The sequence below is a fragment of the Streptantibioticus silvisoli genome (assembly GCF_027947535.2).
Lineage (GTDB): Bacteria > Actinomycetota > Actinomycetes > Streptomycetales > Streptomycetaceae > Streptantibioticus_C > Streptantibioticus_C silvisoli.
On record NZ_JAAGKO020000011.1, the window covers coordinates 93,365 to 109,328 of the forward strand.

Consider the following 15,964-nt stretch of genomic DNA (forward strand, 5'->3'; position numbering starts at 1 on the left):
TCGTGGAACGGGGACGGGGCCCGGACGAAGGCGTCGTCCGGGCCCCGTCCCGCGTACCGGTGCTACCGGGTGGGGGTCAGAGCTGTCCGCCGATGAAGGTGGTCAGGTCCACCAGGCGGTTGGAGTAGCCCCACTCGTTGTCGTACCAGCCGATGATCTTGACGCTCTTGCCCTGGACCATGGTCAGGGAGGAGTCGAAGGTGCACGAGGCCGGCCAGTTGACGATGTCCGAGGAGACGATCGGGTCCTCGGTGTAGTCCAGGATGCCCTTGAGCTGGCCGGAGGCGGCCTTCTGGAACGCGGCGTTGACCTCGTCCCGGGTGACCTCGCGCTCCACCTCGATGACCAGGTCGGTGACCGAGCCGGTGGGGACCGGCACCCGCATGGCGATGCCGTCCAGCTTGCCCGCCAGCTCCGGGATCACCAGCGCGGTGGCCTTCGCGGCACCGGTGGTGGTCGGGATGATGTTCTCGGCGGCGGCGCGGGCGCGGCGCAGGTCCGAGTGCGGGAAGTCCAGGATGCGCTGGTCGTTGGTGTACGCGTGGACCGTGGTCATCAGGCCCTTGACGATGCCGAAGTTCTCCAGCAGGACCTTCGCCATCGGCGCCACGCAGTTGGTGGTGCAGGAGGCGTTGGAGATGATGTGGTGCTGGGCGGCGTCGTACTTCTCGTTGTTGACGCCCATGACGATCGTGATGTCCTCATCCTTGGCCGGAGCCGAGATGATGACCTTCTTGGCGCCGCCGGCGATGTGCTTGCCGGCGTCGGCCGCCTTGGTGAAGATGCCGGTGGACTCGATGACGATGTCGACGCCGAGCTCACCCCACTTGATGTTGGCCGGGTCGCGCTCGGCGAGGACCTTGATGGTCTTGCCGTCGACCGTGATGGAGTCCTCGGTGTGCGACACCTCGGCCTTGAGGCGGCCCAGAATGGTGTCGTACTTGAGCAGGTGGGCGGTGGTCGCGGTGTTGCCCAGGTCGTTGACAGCCACGATCTCCAGGTCCGCACCCTGCTCCAGGGCGGCACGGAAGAAATTACGACCGATGCGGCCAAAGCCGTTGATGCCTACGCGGATCGTCACGAACCGATCTCCTTGTTGATGCGCCGGAATACACTCCGGCTGCTTCGTATGGGATGTCCCCGACCACTGACGACCCTACCTTGACGAGATGTCCCGGGTGACATCGCCGGGGCCGTGGCGAACGGTCCGCGGGAGCCGCCCCGGCACCCCGGCACGAGGCGTGCGCCGGGCGCGCGCCGGGCGGACACGGGGTGGGCACGGAGCGTGCACCGGGCGGGCACGGAGCGGGCACGGGACCATGGCGGTACGCGGGGGCGGTGGGGCGGCGCCGCGGCGCGAGGCGGCGCGGGGGCGGTGGGGCGGACGGTGCGCACGGGGGCGCGGGTTGGAGTGGGGGCGGGCGGTACGCACGAGGCGGGCGCGGGAGTTGGGGCGCGCGCGGTGCGGGCCGGTCTCGCGGAGTGGGTGGACGGTGGGCGCGGGCCCCACGCGGTCGGGTGAACGGTACGTGCGAGCCGGCGCGGTCGGGTGAGCGGTGCGCGCGAGCCAGCGCGATCGGGTGAGCGGTGCGCGCGAGCCGACGCGATCGGGTGAGCGGTGCGCGCGAGCCGACGCGGTCGGGTGAGCGGTGCGCGCGGGTGCACGGGTGCACGGGTGCACGGGTGCACGGGTGCACGGGTGCACGGGTGCACGGGTGCACGGGTGCACGGGTGCACGGGTGCACGGGTGCACGGGTTCCGCAGGGATCGGCGGACGGTGCGTGCGGCGCAGGGTGCACAGGAAGCGGCGCGGCGGTCGGGGCCGGCGCTGGTCGGGGGCCGGCGTTACGCGGGGCCGGCGTTACGCGGGGCCGGCGTTACGCGGGGCCGGCGTTACGTAGAGCCGGCATACGCGGGGCCGGCATGCGCGGGGCCGGCGTTACGCGGGGTCCCGCGGGGAGCGGGCCGGTGGTGCGTCGGGGTCCCGCGGGGAGCGGCGTCGGGGCGGGCGGGGTGGCCCGCCCCCGGCGTCAACCGACCATCTCCTCCGTCAGGTTGGACTCCGTGCCCGGGATGCCCAGGTCGGAGGCGCGCTTGTCGGCCATCGCCAGCAGCCGCCGGATCCGGCCGGCCACCGCGTCCTTGGTGAGCGGCGGGTCGGCCAGCGAGCCCAGCTCCTCCAGCGACGCCTGCTTGTGGTCCATCCGCAGCCGCCCGGCCGCCGCGAGGTGCTCGGGCACGTCGTCGCCGAGGATCTCCAGCGCCCGCTGCACCCGGGCCCCGGCCGCCACCGCGGCCCGGGCCGACCGGCGCAGGTTGGCGTCGTCGAAGTTGGCCAGCCGGTTCGCCGTCGCGCGCACCTCGCGGCGCATCCGGCGCTCCTCCCAGGCCAGCACCGACTCGTGCGCCCCCAGCCGGGTCAGCAGCGCGCCAATGGCGTCGCCGTCGCGGACCACCACCCGGTCCACCCCGCGCACCTCGCGGGCCTTGGACGGGATGCCGAGCCGCCGCGCGGCGCCGACCAGCGCCAGCGCCGCCTCCGGACCGGGGCAGGTCACCTCCAGCGAGGAGGAGCGCCCCGGCTCGGTCAGCGAACCGTGGGCCAGGAACGCGCCGCGCCAGGCGGCCTCCGCGTCGCAGGTCGAGCCGGAGACCACCTGGGGAGGCAGGCCCCGGATCGGGCGGCCGCGGCCGTCGACCAGGCCGGTCTGCCGGGCCAGCTGGTCACCGCCGGCCACCACCCGCACCACGTACCGGCTGCCTCTGCGCAGGCCCCCGGGCGCCATCACCACCAGGTCGGAGGCGTGCCCGAAGATCTCCAGGATGTCCTTGCGCAACCGCCGCGCGGCGATACCGGTGTCGAGTTCCGCCTCGATCACGATCCGGCCGCTCACCAGGTGGAGGCCGCCGGCGAACCGCAGGATCGACGACACCTCCGCCTTCCGGCAGCAGGTACGGGTGACGGGGAGCCGACTGATCTCGTCCTTCACCGCTGCCGTCATCGCCATGGGCCGATCCTTCCATGCATCCGAAAAATCCGGTCGTACGCGGCGGCCAGCAGCTCCGGGTCGTGCCGGGGCCCGTCGGGGGCCGCGACCCTGGCCAGTTCCACCCGGCCGGCCAGCCGCTCCGCGGCCTCCACGAGGCTCGGGCGGTCGGGCACGGCGGCCTCGTCGGCCAGCACCACGTCGATGGTGAGTTTAGGGGCGTGTCGGGCCAAAACCTCCAAGTGACGCTGCGGAGAGAAGCCGTCGGTTTCGCCGGGTTGCGGCACCAGGTTGAGGGTGAGCACCCGGCGCGCCCGGGTCTGGGTCAGCGCGTCGGCGAGCTCCGGCACCAGCAGGTGCGGGATGACGGAGGAGAACCACGACCCCGGCCCCAGCACCACCCAGTCGGCGTCCAGAACCGCCTGTACGGCCTGTGGAACGGCCGGCGGGTCGCCCGGGACCAGGTTGACCCGGAGCACCTCGCCGGGCGTCAGAGCGACCGCGGCCTGCCCCCGCACGGTGCGGGTGTCCATCGGCCGGGCCGGGTCGTGACCGCGTACCAGGGCCTCCAGGTGCAGCGGCACCGCCGACATCGGCAGGACCCGCCCGTGGGCGCCCAGCAGGCGGGCCACCCACTCCAACGCGGCCACGGGGTCGCCGAGTTGCTCCCACAGGGCGACGATCAGCAGGTTGCCGACCGCGTGGCCGTGCATCTCACCCTTACTGGTGAACCGATGTTGGATCACCCTTGACCACGTCTGGCCCCATTCGTCGTCCCCGCACAGCGCGGCGAGCGCCTTGCGCAGGTCGCCGGGGGGCAGAACGCCGAGTTCGTCGCGCAGCCGGCCGCTGGAGCCGCCGTCGTCGGCGACGGTGACCACGGCCGTCAGGTCCTGGGTGATGCGGCGCAGAGCCGCGAGGGAGGCGGACAGGCCGTGCCCGCCGCCGAGGGCCACCACTTTCGGAGCGGCCCCGGAACGGCGGTTGCCGCGCAGCCGCCGCGCCGATGTCGCTCTGATCACTCGCGCCCCATGTCCCGGTGGACCGTCACGGTCTCCACCCCGTCGGCCGACAGCCGCCGCGCCAGCCGCTCCGACATCGCGACGCTGCGGTGCTTGCCGCCGGTGCAGCCGACCGCGATCGTCACGTACCGCTTGCCCTCGCGGCGGTATCCGGCGGCCACGATGTGCAGCAGTTCCGCGTAGCCGTCCAGGAACTCCTTGGCGCCGGGCTGGTTGAAGACGTACTGGGCGACCTCGTCGTTGAGCCCGGTGAACGGCTGGAGTTCCGGCACCCAGTGCGGGTTGGGCAGGAAACGGCAGTCGACCACCAGGTCGGCGTCGACCGGCAGGCCGTACTTGAAGCCGAACGACATGACGGTGGCCCGCAGTTCCGGCTCCTCGTCGCCGGCGAACTGGGCGTCCATCTTGGCGCGCAGCTCGTGGACGTTGAGGCCGGAGGTGTCGATGACCAGGTCGGCGTCGCCGCGCAGTTCGCACAGCAGGTCGCGTTCGGCGGCGATGCCGTCGACGATCCGGCCGTCGCCCTGGAGTGGGTGCGGGCGGCGCACCGACTCGAAGCGGCGCACCAGCGCGTCGTCGGACGCCTCCAGGAACAGCACCCGGCGCCGCACGCCCTTGGCGTCCAGGCCGGCCAGCGATTCGCGCAGGGTGTCGAAGAAGCGCCGGCCGCGCACGTCGACCACGACCGCGATGCGCGCGACGTTGCCCTGCGAACGGGCGCCGAGGTCGACCATGGTGGGGATCAGGGCCGGTGGCAGGTTGTCCACCACGAACCAGCCCAGGTCCTCCAGGCATTTCGCCGCGGTGCTGCGGCCCGCCCCGGACATGCCGGAGATGATCACCAGTTCGGGGATGGCTTCCGCCACCCGACTCGCTCCGTCCGTGGTCACGTGTGCTCCGTCTACGTCGTTCGGTCTGCTGGTGCGCGGGGTGCCCGCCGGGGTGCCGCTGTCGCTCGGTGTCATGCCTGCGACCGCCCGTCGCCCGCGTCGCGCGGTACGGGAGCCTGCGGCGCGGGAGGTATGTACGGGACGGCCCGCGGCGCGGGGGGTTCGGCGGGGGTGGTGGTGTTCGAGGGGTCGGGGGTGGTGGCGCCTGAGGTGTCGGGGGTGGTGTCGGGGTCAGGGGTGTCGGGGTCGGGGTTCGCGGGGGTGGGGCGGATGTCGGAGGTGGTCTCGGGGGCCGCCGAGGTGGGAGCGGCCGGGGGGACGGTGTCGGGGGCGGCGGTTTCGGGAGTGGTGGTGGCCGGGCCCTCTTCCTCCATGATCTCTCCTGTCGCGGTGTTCACGGCGGGCGCGGACGGCGCGGCACCGGCGAGTGCGGCGGCGACCGCCTCGGCGGTGTGCCGGCCCACGCCGGGCACCTCGCGGATCTGCTCGACCGTGGCGGCGCGCAGCCGCTTGAGCGAGCCGAAGTGCTTCAGCAGCGCCTGCCGGCGGGTCTCCCCCAGCCCCGGTACGGCGTCCAGCGCGCCGGAGCGCAACGCCTTGGTGCGTTTGCTGCGCTGGTAGGCGATCGCGAACCGGTGCGCCTCGTCGCGCACCCGCTGGAGCAGGTACAACCCCTCACTGGTGCGCGGCAGGATGACCGGGTCCGTCTCGTCCGGCAGCCACACCTCCTCCAGCCGCTTGGCCAGGCCGCAGACGGCGATGTCCTCGATGCCCAGCTCTTCCAGCGCCCGCCGGGCGGCCGCGACCTGCGGCTGTCCGCCGTCGACCACGAGCAGCTGCGGGGGGTAGGCGAACTTCCGCGGCCGGCCGGTGTCCGGATCGATCGGCCCGGACGGCAGCTCGTGCCCGTCCCCGTCCGGCCCGTCACCGTCCGGGCCGGCCCCGTCGGCCACGGCGCCGGCGGGCCCGTCGAGCACGATCGAGTGGTCGCCGGCGTGCTCACCGCGGTCGTCGCCGTGGTCACCGCCGTGGTCACCGGTGCCCGCGCCTGCGGCGCCGCCCTCTACGGCGTCCCCGGGCCCTCCGGGGGCGTCCCCGGTCCCGGCGGCGGCCGGCCATTCGCCGTCGCGCTGCATCTCGCGCAGGTAGCGGCGGAACCGCCGGGAGACCACCTCGTGCATCGACCGGACGTCGTCCTGGCCGGCGAAGGACTTGATCTGGAAGCGGCGGTATTCACTCTTCCGGGCGAGGCCGTCCTCGAAGACGACCATGGAGGCGACCACGTCGTCACCCTGGAGGTGGGAGATGTCGAAGCACTCGATGCGCAGCGGGGCCTGGTCGAGGCCGAGCGCCTGGCTGATCTCCTCCAGCGCGCGGGAGCGGGTGGTCAGGTCGGAGGCGCGCTTGGTCTTGTGCAGCGCCAGCCCCTGCTGGGCGTTGCGCTGCACGGTCGCCATCAGGTCCTTCTTGTCGCCGCGCTGCGGTACACGCAACGACACCTGCGAACCGCGCCGTTCGGCCAGCCACTCGGCGATCGGCTCGGCCGGCTCCGGCACGACGGGGACCAGCACTTCCTTGGGCACGGTGTCGCCGCGCTCCTCGCCGTACAGCTGGACGAGGGCGTGCTCGACCAGTCCGGCGGTGTCGACCGCCTCGACCTTGTCGGTGACCCAGCCGCGCTGGCCGCGCACCCGGCCGCCGCGGACGTGGAAGATCTGGACCGCGGCCTCCAGTTCGTCCTCGGCGACCGCGATGAGGTCGGCGTCGGTGGCGTCGGTGAGCACGACGGCGTTCTTCTCCATCGCGCGCTTGAGCGCCTCGATGTCGTCACGCAGCCGGGCGGCCCGCTCGTACTCCATCTCGGAGGCGGCCTCGCGCATGCCGGTCTCCAGGCGGCGCAGGTACGTACCGGTGCGGCCGGCCATGAAGTCGCAGAACTCGTCGGCGAGTTCGCGGTGCTCCTGCGGCGTGACGCGGCCGACGCAGGGCGCCGAGCACTTGCCGATGTACCCCAGCAGGCAGGGCCGGCCGATCTGCGCGGACCGCTTGAAGACGCCGGCGGAGCAGGTGCGCACCGGGAAGACCCGCAGCAGCAGGTCGACGGTCTCCCGGATCGCCCAGGCGTGCGCGTACGGCCCGAAATACCGCACGCCCTTGCGCTTGGGACCGCGCATCACCTGGACCCGGGGGAACTCCTCGTTCAGCGTGACGGCCAGCGACGGGTAGCTCTTGTCGTCGCGGTACTTGACGTTGAACCGCGGGTCGTACTCCTTGATCCAGGAGTACTCCAGCTGGAGCGCCTCGACCTCGGTGGAGACCACGGTCCACTCCACGGAGGCGGCCGTGGTGACCATGGTGGCGGTGCGCGGGTGGAGGTTGGTGATGTCCTGGAAGTACGACGAGAGCCGCTGGCGCAGGCTCTTGGCCTTGCCCACGTAGATCACCCGGCGGTGATCGTCACGGAACCGGTAGACCCCCGGCGAATCGGGGATCTGTCCCGGCTTCGGGCGGTAGCTGGACGGGTCGGCCATGGGTCAACCCTACTGGCGGGGTGGGACAATCCCGTCCCGCGCACCGGCGGGCGCGGGACGGCGGGCCGGCGGGCGCGGGACGGCGGGGCGCAGGGGGCGGAGACGCCGGGCCGGGCGGGGCGGAGGACGCCGGGGCGGGCGGGGCGGCGGGCGCCGGGCCGGGCGAACCGTGGCGCCCTTCGGTGGCGGTCCTATGATCCGGCGATCATCTTTCCGTCCTCGACCCTCAGGCTCACCGCGGGCAGCGCCCGGGTGGCCGGCCCCTGCACGACGGCGCCGGTGAGGGCGTTGAACTCGCTGCCGTGGCACGGGCAGCTGATCACCCCGTGGGCGATCGAGGCGACGACGCAGCCCTGGTGCGTGCAGACCGCGCTGAACGCCGCGAAGTGCCCCTTCGCGGGCTGGGCCACCACGACCTTGTCGTCGCGGAACAACGCCGCACCGCCCACCGGCACCTGGTCGGTCGAGCCGAGGTGCACCGGCCCGGCCGGCTTGGCGGGCTTGGCCGCGCAGCCGCTCAGCGCGGTCACCCCGAGCCCGGCGACCCCGGCCAGGGCCGCCCCCTGGAGCACGGAACGGCGGGCGTGGTCGGCGGCGGGCTGGGCGTCGGTCATGGCGGGTGCTCCGGAACGGGACGGGAACGGCGAGGGGAACGGGGGGAACGGGAGGGGGAGGCGAGAACGGGAACGGCGAGGGGAAGCAGGAACGCGAACCGCGGGACGGAACGCGAACGGGACGCGGGGTGCGGCGGGTGACCGCCGCCGAGCGGGCGGTGGTGAACCGCTCCGCACCCTACGTCCCGTTCCTGAGGCTTCCTCCCCCGGGGCCCGTCAGCGCCCGGTCACCGTCAGTCGCCGCTGGCGCGCTTGCGGGTGGCCGCCGCCTTGCGGGCCGGGGCCTTCGCGACCTTCCCTGCGCTTGCGGCGGGGGCCTTCACAGCGGCCTTGGCCGGGGCCTTCACGGTGGCCTTGGCGGTCTTGGCGGTCTTGGACGCCCTGGCCGCCGGCTTGCCGGTGGTGGCGCCGCGGCCGCCGGACCGCTGCTGGGCCGGGATGGCCGCGTCGCTGACCCGGTCGCCGAGGACCTCGCGGAGGAACTTGCCCGTGTGGCTGGTGGGCTCCGCGGCGATCTCCTCGGGGGTGCCCTCGGCGATGACCAGGCCGCCGCCGTTGCCGCCCTCGGGACCCATGTCGATGACCCAGTCGGCGGTCTTGATGACGTCGAGGTTGTGCTCGATGACGATCACCGAGTTCCCCTTGTCGACCAGGCCCTCCAGCACCGTGATGAGCTTGCTGATGTCCTCGAAGTGCAGGCCGGTGGTCGGCTCGTCCAGCACGTAGACCGTGCGGCCGGTGGAACGGCGCTGCAGTTCGCTGGCCAGCTTGACCCGCTGGGCCTCGCCGCCGGACAGCGTGGGCGCGCTCTGGCCGAGCCGGACGTAGCCGAGGCCGACGTCGTTGAGGGTGCGCAGGTGGCGGGAGATGGCGGGGACCGCCTCGAAGAACTCCGAGGCCTCCTCGATCGGCATGTCCAGCACCTCGGCGATGGACTTGCCCTTGTAGTGCACCTCCAGGGTCTCCCGGTTGTACCGGGCACCGTGGCAGACCTCGCACGGGACGTATACGTCCGGCAGGAAGTTCATCTCGATCTTGATCGTGCCGTCACCGGTGCAGTTCTCGCACCGGCCGCCCTTGACGTTGAACGAGAAGCGGCCCGGCAGGTACCCGCGGACCTTGGCCTCCATGGTCTCCGCGAACAGCCGGCGCACGTGGTCGAAGACGCCGGTGTACGTGGCGGGGTTGGACCGCGGGGTGCGGCCGATCGGCGACTGGTCGACGTGCACGACCTTGTCCACCAGGTCGTCGCCGTCCACCCGGGTGTGCCGGCCGGGCACCGTGCGGGCGCCGTTCAGCTCACGGGCCAGGTGGGTGTAGAGGATGTCGTTGACCAGGGTGGACTTGCCGGAGCCGGAGACGCCGGTGACCGCGGTGAAGACGCCCAGCGGGAAGGAGACCGACACGTCCCGCAGGTTGTGCTCGCGGGCGCCGTGCACGGTCAGCTGCCGCTTGCGGTCGACCGGCCGGCGCTCCTGCGGGGTGGGGATGGCCCGGCGGCCCGAGAGGTAGGCGCCGGTCAGCGACTCCTCGTTGGCCAGCAGGCCCTCCATCGAGCCGGAGTGCACGACCTTGCCGCCGTGCTCGCCGGCGCCGGGGCCGATGTCGACCACCCAGTCGGCGGTACGGATGGTGTCCTCGTCGTGCTCGACGACGATCAGGGTGTTGCCCAGGTCGCGCAGCCGGATCAGGGTCTCGATGAGCCGGTGGTTGTCGCGCTGGTGCAGGCCGATGGACGGCTCGTCCAGCACGTAGAGCACGCCGACCAGGCCGGAGCCGATCTGGGTGGCCAGCCGGATGCGCTGGGCCTCGCCGCCGGACAGCGTGCCGGCCGCGCGGTTGAGCGAGAGGTAGTCCAGGCCGACGTCGACCAGGAAGCGCAGCCGCTCGTTGACCTCCTTCAGCACCCGCTCGGCGATGGTCTTCTCGCGGTCCGACAGCTTCAGGGTGCGCAGGAACTCCGCGCAGTCGCTGATCGACATGGCGGAGATGTCGGCGATGGAGCGCTCGGCGACCGTGACGGCCAGCACGATGGGCTTGAGCCGGGTGCCCTCGCAGGTCGGGCAGTGCACCTCGCGCATGTAGCCCTCGAAGCGCTCACGGCTGGAGTCGGACTCCGCCTCGGAGTGCCGGCGCTTGACGAACGGGATCGCGCCCTCGAAGGCCGTGACGTAGGAGCGCTCTCGGCCGTACCGGTTGCGGTAGCTGACCTGGACGCGGGTCTTGTGCCCGTTGAGCAGGGCCTTGCGCGCGCGCAGCGGCAGCCCGGCCCACGGGATGTCGGTGCGGAAGCCGAGCTCGCCGGCCAGCGCGCCGATCAGCCGGCCGAAGTACTCCTTGCTGTGGCCGAGCGACCACGGCGCGATGGCGCCCTCGTCCAGCGACTTCTCCTCGTCGGGGACGATCAGCTCGGCGTCGACCTCCATCCGGGTGCCGATGCCGGTGCACTCCGGGCAGGCGCCGAACGGGGAGTTGAACGAGAACGACCGCGGCTCCAGCTCCTCGAACGACAGATCGTCGTACGGGCAGTAGAGATGCTCGGAGAACATCCGCTCACGCTGCGGGTCGTCCTCGGGCAGGTCGACGAAGTCCAGGATGACCATGCCGCCGGACAGCCCGAGCGCGGTCTCCACCGAGTCGGTGAGCCGGCGCTTGGCGCTCTCCTTGACGGTGAGGCGGTCGATGACCACCTCGATGGTGTGCTTCTCCTGCTTCTTCAGCTTCGGCGGCTCGGCGAGCTGGACGGTGACGCCGTCCACCCGGGCGCGGCTGTAGCCCTTGGTCTGCAGGTCGGAGAAGAGGTCGACGTACTCGCCCTTGCGCTCGCGCACCAGCGGGGAGAGCACCTGGAAGCGGCTGCCCTCCTCCAGCTCCAGCACCCGGTCCACGATGGCCTGCGGGGACTGCCGGGAGATGGGCCGCCGGCACTGCGGGCAGTGCGGCTTGCCGATCCGGGCGAACAGCAGCCGCAGGTAGTCGTAGACCTCGGTGATGGTGCCCACGGTCGAGCGCGGGTTGCGCGAGGTGGACTTCTGGTCGATGGAGACCGCCGGGGACAGTCCCTCGATGAAGTCGACGTCCGGCTTGTCCATCTGGCCGAGGAACTGCCGGGCGTAGGAGGAGAGGGACTCGACATACCGACGCTGTCCCTCGGCGAAGATGGTGTCGAACGCCAGGGACGACTTCCCCGAGCCGGACAGTCCGGTGAAGACGATGAGCGAGTCCCGCGGGAGATCCAGCGAGACGTTCTTCAGATTGTGCTCGCGAGCGCCGCGTACGGTGAGTCGATCGGCCACGCCGTTCTGTGCCTTTCGTAGGACGAAGGGGGTAGCACCCCCGTTCAGCGTAACCGGGGTGCGTTCCCGACCCTCTGGTCGAGCGGTGTCAAGCCTCGTGATGGTGGTCTCAGTGGTCGGCGGGGGCTTCCGACGCTGTGTGCCCACGAGCCTATAGCACGTACATTCGATTCCCGAGCCACGGCAAAAAGGTTCACTCGACCGAGTGAGCCAGGGCGATGTCGGAGATGATCGACGGTGAACGACGATCCGAACGACATCCCGGAGGCGCCCGTGTCCCCTCAACGACCTGACCCCGTCAACGATGCGGCCGCGGTCCGGGAAGCGACCGCCCGGCTGCTGGAGGAGGCCGCCGCGCTCGGCCCGGCGGCGGTCGCGGAACCGTCCCGGCTGCCCGGCTGGACCCGCGGCCACGTCCTGACCCACCTCGCCCGCAACGCGGACGCCCTGGTCAACCTGCTGACGTGGGCCCGCACCGGCGAGGAGACGCCGATGTACGACGACGCCGACGCGCGCGACCGCGAGATCGAGACCGGCGCCGGCCGCCCGCTCGCCGAACAGCTCGCCGACCTGCGCGCCGCCGCGGACCGGTTCGACGCGGCCGCCGGGGCGCTGCCGCCGCAGGCCTGGGCCACGCAGGTGAGCCTGCGCGGCGGCGCGGTCCTGCCGGCCGCCGCGATCCCGGGACGCCGGCTGACCGAGATCCAGCTGCACCGGGTCGATCTGGACGCCGGCTCCGGCTTCGCCGACCTGCCCGCCGAGTGGGTCGACCGCGAACTGGACCACGTCCTGGACCGCCTCACCGGCCAGGAGGGCGTCGCCGCGGTCCGGCTGCACGACACCGGCTCCGGCGAGACGTGGGTGATCGGCGCGGCGGACCGCGCCGAGGTGACGGTGGCGGGCACCGCGGCGGCGCTGCTGGCCTGGGTCACCGGCCGCGGCGACGGGCACGACCTCGTGGCGGATCCGGCCCTGCCGCTGCCGGTCCTGCCGCCACTAGGGTGAAGGCATGTCGTACACCGGAGCAGTGAAGGTCGGCGGACCGCCGGACGTGCACGAACTCGCCGATCTGATGATCACCAAGGTGGCCGTGGGCCCCATGGACAACAACGCGTACCTGCTGCGCTGCCGCGCCACCGGCGAGCAGTTGCTGATCGACGCGGCAGCCGAACCGCGCACCCTGATCGGCCTGATCGGCGACGGCGGCATCGCCTCCGTCGTCACCACGCACCGCCACGAGGACCACTGGTCCGCGCTGGCCGAGGTCGTCGCGGCGACCGGCGCGACGACCTACGCCGGCCGTGAGGACGTCGAGGGCATCCCGGTCGCCACCGACGTCTCCGTCGACGACGGCGGCACGATCACCGTCGGCCGCGTCGAGCTGACCGCCCGCCACCTCGTGGGGCACACCCCCGGCAGCATCGCGCTGGTCTACGACGACCCGCACGGCCACCCGCACGTCTTCACCGGCGACTGCCTCTTCCCCGGCGGCCCCGGGCTCACCACCCGGCCCGAGGAGTTCGCGTCCCTGATGGGCGGCCTGGAGGAGAAGCTCTTCGGCCGCCTGCCCGACGAGGCGTGGGTCTACCCGGGACACGGCAACGACACCACGATCGGCGCCGAGCGTCCGCATCTCGCGGAGTGGCGCGCCCGCGGCTGGTGACCGAAGCCCGCCCGAAGGCCCGCGTCGTCCCGACGCGGGCCTTCGTCGTGCGGGCGGTGATCCGCTGCGCGCGGGGCGGGTGTGTCGTGTACGGCGCGGGGCCGCGGGGCCGCGGGGGGCGTGGGAGGGGCGTGGGGCGGAGGCTGCTGTGTGCGTACGGCGCGTAGGCGCGGTGCGAAGGCCGACGCGTACGTCACGAAGCCGCTGGGGGCGTGGGAGGGACGGGGAGGCCGGGAGGGGCGGCCCGCGTCGCAGAGGGCCGGTGAGCGGGCTGCTGTGCCATGCCGTGCTGGGCTGGACTGCGTCGTGACGTGTTGTGCCGGGTCCTGCCGTGTCGGGTCGCGTCCTGCAGGATCGTGCGCCGGGCGGCGTCATCGCGGGGGGCGCGGGGTCGGCGCCGGGCCGTTCCGAGACCGGCGCGGCCGTTCCGGGACCGGTGCCAGGCAGATGGGGGCGGGGCGGTCGCGGCGTTCCGCCGGGTGGTCGGCGCGGGCGGACGGCGGGCTCGACGGCCCCCGGACGCGGTCGTACGCACGCGCTCTCCCGCGACGAACGGGACACCGGTACCGACTGGTCCGGCGGATCGCGGGCAGTCTCCTCCCACAACCGGGGTCACGTCGACGAAAGGGGCCCGTCATGGGAATCGCGGCGCAGTCGGCCGGGACACACGTGGGCGTCATCATCGTCGCCGCCATCGTGCTGGCCGGCGTTATCGGCATGATCACCACGCACAAGGGCAACAAGACCGGGCGCCGCACCTCGACCAAGCGGCGGTCGGCCCGACGCAGGTAACCGCAGCGGACGCCACGCCCGCGGCCTCGACGCCCCTCCGACCGCACGCACTACTACCGGCGGTTCAGGGTCGCGGCGGGGCCGCACGACGGCCTGCGGTCTCCAGGAGCCTGGCAGCGAACACGCACTATTACCTGCGGCTGCCGGGGTCCTGGCGGGCTGCCGGGGTCCTGGGGGCTTGCGGCTTCGGCTTCGCGCTCGGGCAACACGCTTCAGGTCGCTGCTCGGCCAACACGACGTTTCCAGCGGCACCGTGGGGCGTACGAACGCTGCGGCCCGCGGGATCACCCGGTGCCCCGATGAGTCCTTGGGCGGCGGGAACGCGTCCACTACTGCCCGTTTGGGAGTTCTCCCGGCGGCTCCGGAGGGGCCGGTGTCACGGCGCCGGCGGCCGCGGGATGGTCATATCGGCGTCCCCGCCGCCGCTTACCGTCCGAGCGGGCGGACACCGGCCGGCCCGACGCCTGGGCGGCGCCGGGCACCGGTTCCGTCAGCCACCGCTCTTGCGGCGGAACGAGCGGCGGCCGGCGGCCGGCCCGTGGGCACCGTGGATCTTCGAGCGGTCGCCGCCGGCGCCGCCGGCCGCGTTGGACTGACCGCCGCGCTTGCGCTCCAGCGCCTCACGGAACTTGCGCTTGACCGGGTCCTCGTCCGGGTCGACGACGGCGTCGGCCTCTTCGGCGCCCGGGGCGGCGGCCTGGAGCTCCTCGGGGGAGTCCTGCGGTGTGGGGGCGGCCATGCTGACCTCCTGGTTCGGCGGCGCGGGCGGCGTCGCGTGCGGGGCCAGCCTCCCACGTCCGGCGGTACGGCGCGGCCACATCGGCCCCGGGGGCGGCCCCGGGGCGGCCGGCCGGCCCGTGCCGTCAGCCCCGCCGGGCGCCGCGCCGCATGCGGTCGGCGACCTCGCCGCCCTCCGTCTCCCACCACGGGCGGACCCGGTCGGGCGGCGGAACGGCGGTGCCGGACGCGGCGGTACCGGTCTCGGCGGAGGCCGTCGCGGGTGCCGCGTCCTGGGCGCTCGCGGCGGGGGCAGGGCCGGCGGGCGCAGCGGAGACCGGGACGAGTTCGCGGTCGAGGCGTTCGTCGAGTTCGGCGGTCCTGGAACGTTCCGTACGCCACCAGTCGACGAAGACCGCGAACAGGAAGGGCACACCGACGAGTTCGGCGATGGTGAGCATCAGACCGCCGCCGATCTGCTGGTCGTGGGCGGCGGGCGGCCCCCAGGTGCGCGGGTGGGCGGCGTACCAGTGGCCGGCGACCAGGGTGTTGCTGAACAGCACGACGATGCCCGGGATCGAGTCGAACAGCCCGTCCATGAAGACCAGCAGCGCCCGGATCGGGTGAGTGCACCAACGAGGCAGCAGATCCTGTTTGGTGAGCATCGGCAGGACGAACAGGCAGCCGGTGAACAGCAGTTGGAGGTGCATCAGCTGCCGGACGCCGTAGTGCTCCAGCGAGGTCTGGAAATACGACGTGAAGTAGATCGACATCTCCGAGACCAGCACCAGCACGGTGCTGAGGAACGGGAACGTCAGGAACCGCACGACGAGGCCGCCGGTCAGCTTCTCCAGCCGCCGGGCGCCACCGGGCGACAGGGCGCGCCCGGCCAGGGTGAGCGGGTCGCCCAGCGCCAGGCCCAGCGGAACGATGAGGTCGAGCATGATGTTCTGCACGGCGGCCGGCCAGAACAGCACGCGGCTGTAGACCATGAACGCCGACATCGTGGCGACGACCAGCGTGCCGAGCCCCAGCACGGCGAACGCCACGGTCCGCGCCGCAGACCACCGCTCGCCGCGCCGCCGCAGCCGGACCACGCCGGCCGTGTAGAGCGCGGCCAGGACCAGCACGACGGCCAGCGCCGCCGGGTCGATCTCCCACGTGGTCAGAAAACGCGAGCCGTCAAGCTCCGGCAGAACCGTCGCCGCCACAGTGCTCACCGGCACCCACCCGCCCTCACATCCGGCACCCTCACACAGCGGCAACCAGGCTAGACCGGCCACGGGACTCCTTGGCGGGCGCCCCTCCGAAGACGTTGCGCGGACGGCGTGGACGGCAGGCAGCGGGGTGCCGTGACGGCCTCAGGAGCCGTCTCAGGGGCCAGCCTCAGGCGCCGGGAGGGGCTGCCGGAGACGCCGGACCGCGCGCTGCCGCGGCGGCCTCATAGGCGCC

Annotated in this window: 12 protein-coding genes; 3 read left to right on the top strand and 9 right to left on the bottom strand. The window is 73.0% G+C overall.

What is annotated here, in order from left to right; all coding sequences use genetic code 11:
* Positions 1–76: 76 nt before the first annotated feature.
* The 7 genes from gap to uvrA all read right to left on the bottom strand — a co-directional run bounded on the left by gap (position 77) and on the right by uvrA (position 11,340).
* Positions 77–1,081, bottom strand: coding sequence for a type I glyceraldehyde-3-phosphate dehydrogenase (gap, locus tag POF43_RS10575; protein ID WP_271312891.1), 1,005 nt, complete (start codon positions 1,079–1,081; stop codon positions 77–79).
* Positions 1,082–2,030: 949 nt separating this feature from the next.
* Positions 2,031–3,008 carry a DNA-binding protein WhiA gene (gene whiA / locus POF43_RS10580; protein ID WP_271318058.1) on the bottom strand — a complete coding sequence of 326 codons (978 nt, stop codon included), beginning with the start codon at positions 3,006–3,008 and terminating at the stop codon, positions 2,031–2,033.
* Positions 2,999–4,009 carry a gluconeogenesis factor YvcK family protein gene (locus tag POF43_RS10585; protein ID WP_271318059.1) on the bottom strand — a complete coding sequence of 337 codons (1,011 nt, stop codon included), beginning with the start codon at positions 4,007–4,009 and terminating at the stop codon, positions 2,999–3,001. Before POF43_RS10585 ends, whiA begins: the two co-directional genes overlap by 10 nt.
* Positions 4,006–4,974 carry an RNase adapter RapZ gene (gene rapZ, locus POF43_RS10590; protein ID WP_271318060.1) on the bottom strand — a complete coding sequence of 323 codons (969 nt, stop codon included), beginning with the start codon at positions 4,972–4,974 and terminating at the stop codon, positions 4,006–4,008. The genes POF43_RS10585 and rapZ overlap by 4 nt, the downstream gene beginning before the upstream one ends.
* The gene (gene uvrC, locus POF43_RS10595) at positions 4,971–7,430 is read right to left on the bottom strand and encodes an excinuclease ABC subunit UvrC (RefSeq protein WP_282704523.1); all 2,460 of its coding nucleotides are present in this window, start codon (positions 7,428–7,430) and stop codon (positions 4,971–4,973) included. Before uvrC ends, rapZ begins: the two co-directional genes overlap by 4 nt.
* A gap of 191 nt (positions 7,431–7,621) precedes the next feature.
* Positions 7,622–8,044: a Rieske (2Fe-2S) protein gene (locus POF43_RS10600; protein WP_271324969.1), complete on the bottom strand. Its 423-nt coding sequence runs from the start codon at positions 8,042–8,044 to the stop codon at positions 7,622–7,624.
* A gap of 233 nt (positions 8,045–8,277) precedes the next feature.
* Complete coding sequence (uvrA, locus tag POF43_RS10605) at positions 8,278–11,340, bottom strand: excinuclease ABC subunit UvrA (RefSeq protein ID WP_271324970.1); 3,063 nt, start codon at positions 11,338–11,340, stop codon at positions 8,278–8,280.
* Positions 11,341–11,577: 237 nt separating this feature from the next.
* On the opposite strand from uvrA, the gene POF43_RS10610 reads away from it, so the two are divergent.
* The 3 genes from POF43_RS10610 to POF43_RS10620 all read left to right on the top strand — a co-directional run bounded on the left by POF43_RS10610 (position 11,578) and on the right by POF43_RS10620 (position 13,795).
* Entirely contained in the window at positions 11,578–12,345 is a 768-nt protein-coding gene (locus POF43_RS10610) for a maleylpyruvate isomerase family mycothiol-dependent enzyme (protein ID WP_271324971.1), read from the top strand.
* A gap of 4 nt (positions 12,346–12,349) precedes the next feature.
* The gene (locus POF43_RS10615) at positions 12,350–13,003 is read left to right on the top strand and encodes an MBL fold metallo-hydrolase (RefSeq protein ID WP_271324972.1); all 654 of its coding nucleotides are present in this window, start codon (positions 12,350–12,352) and stop codon (positions 13,001–13,003) included.
* 636 nt (positions 13,004–13,639) lie between these two features.
* Positions 13,640–13,795, top strand: coding sequence for a hypothetical protein (locus POF43_RS10620; protein ID WP_271317231.1), 156 nt, complete (start codon positions 13,640–13,642; stop codon positions 13,793–13,795).
* A gap of 490 nt (positions 13,796–14,285) precedes the next feature.
* Here POF43_RS10620 and POF43_RS10625 read toward each other — a convergent pair whose 3' ends face one another.
* Both POF43_RS10625 and POF43_RS10630 read right to left on the bottom strand, forming a co-directional pair.
* The gene (locus tag POF43_RS10625) at positions 14,286–14,534 is read right to left on the bottom strand and encodes a DUF5302 domain-containing protein (RefSeq protein WP_271317230.1); all 249 of its coding nucleotides are present in this window, start codon (positions 14,532–14,534) and stop codon (positions 14,286–14,288) included.
* Between the two features lie 124 nt (positions 14,535–14,658).
* Complete coding sequence (locus tag POF43_RS10630) at positions 14,659–15,732, bottom strand: cytochrome c oxidase assembly protein (protein WP_271325031.1); 1,074 nt, start codon at positions 15,730–15,732, stop codon at positions 14,659–14,661.
* Between the last annotated feature and the right edge of the window lie 232 nt (positions 15,733–15,964).